3 protein-coding genes are annotated in these 3,464 nt (G+C 64.0%); 2 read left to right on the top strand and 1 reads right to left on the bottom strand.

Features of this window, described 5'->3' with window-relative positions:
• A partial coding sequence (locus tag BGIM_RS0100345) for a VWA domain-containing protein (RefSeq protein ID WP_020467865.1) occupies positions 1-2,050 on the bottom strand: 2,050 nt, incomplete at its 3' end.
• Between the two features lie 210 nt (positions 2,051-2,260).
• Between BGIM_RS0100345 and BGIM_RS0100340 the strand changes: the two genes are divergently transcribed.
• Complete coding sequence (locus BGIM_RS0100340) at positions 2,261-2,629, top strand: AtuA-related protein (protein ID WP_020467864.1); 369 nt, start codon at positions 2,261-2,263, stop codon at positions 2,627-2,629.
• Positions 2,626-3,396 (top strand): enoyl-CoA hydratase-related protein, encoded by a 771-nt coding sequence (locus tag BGIM_RS0100335; RefSeq protein WP_020467863.1) that lies wholly within the window; start codon positions 2,626-2,628, stop codon positions 3,394-3,396. The genes BGIM_RS0100340 and BGIM_RS0100335 overlap by 4 nt, the downstream gene beginning before the upstream one ends.
• The last annotated feature ends 68 nt before the right edge of the window (positions 3,397-3,464 follow it).

Genomic DNA, 3,464 nt, shown 5'->3' with positions numbered 1-3,464 from the left:
CGGCGGGAGTGAGCTTTTGTTCCAGCGTGGGGATCAGGCGTTTGAGAGTGAGGCGGTCGTCGTCGGTCAGGCGCTTCAAGAGGGATTCCCCGGCGTCCGGCTGGACCACGAAATATTGAACCTTTCCGGTGTCGGTTGTCAGTTTGTAAACGCCGGTGTCGCGGGTGTCGTCGAAGATGAACGGCCATTCGGCGACGGCGATCCGCTGGGCCGGGGCGTCCGGCGGCTGGACGGTGACGGGGCCGGGGCGTTCGCCATCGCGGGGGCGAAAGACGATGGGCTGTTTCGCCTCTAGGTTGGCGTCGGCGGTGCGGGCGGCGGCGAGATAATACACCAGTTCGTGCATGAGGCGGACATAGTCGCCCAAGTCGGTGAGGTTCGTTCGCCAGGAGTTGTCCATCGGCACGGCCGAGAGGATCACATCCCCTTTGCCGAAGGATTTTTCGACCAAGAGCGGCTGCCGGTTGGTCAGAACGGTGATCGGCAGACCGGCGCCGTTGCCGGTGGCCTCCATTTTCCAATAGCGGGGGAAGTAGGCGCTCCCCGCCAGCGTGCCGGGATCTTCGCTTTTGAAGCCTTCCAGGAAGGGGCTTTCCAAACTGGCGGCCGACACGCGGGGGGCTTTCACCACATCGTTGGCGTCCCCAACGGGTTCGATAAGCCGGGCCGGGAGCCAGCCTTTGCCGTCGCGGTACAGTTCTCGGTTGTGGTGGATACCGTCCGTCCGGGAGCCGAGGGTGACGAACACGCCGCCGCCGTTGCTGAGGAATTCCTCGACGGCCTTCGCCTGATCGGGCCGCAGGGTGGCGTTGTTGAAAAGGATCAGCACGCGCGGAACCGTGTTCGATTCCCGCCCGAGCGGCCGGGTTAGCATTCCCGGCGTGAACTCCGTCGGCGAGACGATCTTCAGCAGAAAACTGGGCGTTTTGTCGTTGGCCGGGGCCAGCGCGTCCCGCAGGAAGTCCACCCCGTGGGCGCGGCCGGTTTGCCCTTCGCCGTTCACCAGCAAAACGGGAATCGTCGGCATCACCTCAATGGCAAAGTCCTGCCGATTGTCCCCCGGCAAGGCGTCGTCGTCGATCATCACGCTGACGAGGTGCGAACCTGGCGTGTTGAACCGGGTGGCAAACGTCAGGGGACTCCGGGCGGTGCCGACAAGCGTCGGCGGGATCTGCTCCCCGGCGGGCCGGCCGTCCACTTCAAAGCGAACTTTAGGCGGCGTCCCGGCGGAGGAGCCGAGCATTTGCAACTCGGTTTTGAACTTCACCTCCCGGCCGACGGCGGCGATGCCCCGCGTGGATTGGATCGGCGCGAGCGACCAGTTCGGCGCGTCCTCCGGCCGGTCGGGGACGACGTTCACCACCAGCACATTCGGCCAGTCCGCCTCGGGGACGCCGCTGGAGAGAAGTTCCAATCGTTCCAGCGATTTGGAATCGGCGAAGCCGTGCCGCTGGCCGTCGGTCAGGATGATGATGTCCCGCCGGCTCAATCCGCTGGTCTTCAACACTTGCATGGCGTTTTGCAGGGCGACCGCCAGATTGATTCCCCCGCGCGGCTTCGGAATCTCCTGAATGGCCCCGCTCACCAGTTTCAGATCGGTGGTGAGCCGTTCGACCACCCATGAGGGCTGTTGCTTCGCCTGAAGCACCGCGACGGCATCCCCCGGCTGGAGCTTCGAGACAAAATCCGCGGCCCAGCCCTTCGCCGCGTCGTGGGCGCTGGCGCCGTCCTTCGTGTAACCCATGCTGAACGAGCCATCAAACACAATGACCACCGCCCGGTTCGGCCGGGGGCTGATCTTCGCCAGCCACGGGGACTTTACCCACGGGGAGGCGACGCCGAGAACGAGCAAACAAATGGCCCCCATGCGAAGCAGCATGAGGAGGAATTGTTCAAGAAAGATTTTCTTGCGGGTGCGTTCGGAAACCTGAAGAAACTGCATCGCCGCCCAATCGAGCGTGTCATATCGCCGACGGTTCAACAAATGAATGAGGGGCGGGATGGCCACCGCGAGGAAGCCGAGCAGGAACGCCGGAGCGAGCAAGCCCATGAGAGATCCCGGAACACCGTGGGTCGGGACATTGTAAGAAGGATGAGGGATGAAGGATGAAGGATGAAGGGAAAAGTGGTTGCCGGGGAAGGCTGCCTTTTGCCAATGGCACGGCGGCTTCTCATGAAAATCCTTGAAACGACGCTAGGGTAATAGAAAGCGACGCATTAGCGTCTTCGCTTTCCATCCGCTCTTCACGGGAGTCCAGCCATGTCCGCGACGGTGACCCGGCCGCTATCCGACATCGCCCACGGCCGCAGCGGGGACAAGGGCAATCACTCGAACATCGCGATCATCGCCCGCACGCCGGCCGGGTTTGTGTGGATTCGGGAACACCTCACGGCCGAGCGGGTGGCGGCCTACTTCGCCCCGTTGAACCACACCGGCGTTGAGCGGTACGAGGCAGCCAACGTTATGGGCCTCAACTTTCTCTTGCGGGATGCCCTCGCCGGGGGAGCCAGCCGCTCCCTGCGGTCGGACACGCAGGGGAAGACGTTTGCCCTCGCGTTGTTGCAAATGCCTGTGGAACTTCCCCTCGATCATGCGGCCATGCTGCCCGCCCCGGAGGATCGACCATGAACTCGTTCGTGACCATTCACCACGATGGAAAAGCCGCCCTCATCACCATCCGGCGGGCCGACAAGCGGAACGCCCTGAGCCGGGAATTGATCGCCGAGCTGACGGTCGCTTTCATGAAAGCACGGGACGATGCGGCCGTGCGAGCGGTCATCCTCACCGGGGAAGGCCCGGCTTTCTGCGCGGGCATGGACCTCGGCGAATTGCAAGAAAGCCTGGGGGCCACGAAAGAAACCATCCGGGAGGACGCCGTTCGGCTGGCTTCCCTCTTTGATTTGATTTACACGCTGCCAAAACCGACCATTGCCGCCGTGAATGGATCGGCCGTCGCCGGGGGCGCTGGATTGGTGACGGCGTGCGATCTCGCGGTGTCGGTCCCCTCGGCCAAGTTCGGCTACCCGGAGGTTCGCCGGGGATTGGTGGCCGCGATTGTGATGCCGCACCTGCTCCGGCTCGTCGGCGAACGGGCCGCCCGCCAATTGCTCCTCGCCGGCGAATTAATCGCCGCCCCGGAGGCCCTGCGGCTGGGATTGTTGAACGAAATCACCGAGCCGGAATCGCTGATGGCCGCCGCGAAACGTCTCGCCAGCCAATGCGCCGACGGCGGCCCGATGGCCCTCGCCAACACCAAGCGATTGCTGGCCGCCCTCGCCCGCCCGGCTGTCACCCAAGAAGAACTCGCCGAAGAAAGCGCCAACCCCCGCCTCGGCCACGAATGCCGCGCCGGCTTGGAAGCCTTCTTTCGCCAACAACCACCGCCGTGGGCCTGACGCCATCGCCCATCGCCCGCCGGTCATTGGTCATTGGGGCATTATGCTAGTTCGTCGGCAGTGAATAC

It is taken from the genome of Zavarzinella formosa DSM 19928 (genome assembly GCF_000255705.1).
Lineage (GTDB): Bacteria > Planctomycetota > Planctomycetia > Gemmatales > Gemmataceae > Zavarzinella > Zavarzinella formosa.
The sequence above is the reverse complement of the archived record's forward strand: the minus strand, read 5'-3'. Positions and strand labels throughout refer to the sequence as shown.

Coding starts and splice junctions, on each gene's coding strand:
- BGIM_RS0100340 (WP_020467864.1), top strand. CDS start 2,261: ATGTCCGCGACGGTGACCCGGCCGCTATCCGACATCGCCCACGGCCGC.
- BGIM_RS0100335 (WP_020467863.1), top strand. CDS start 2,626: ATGAACTCGTTCGTGACCATTCACCACGATGGAAAAGCCGCCCTCATC.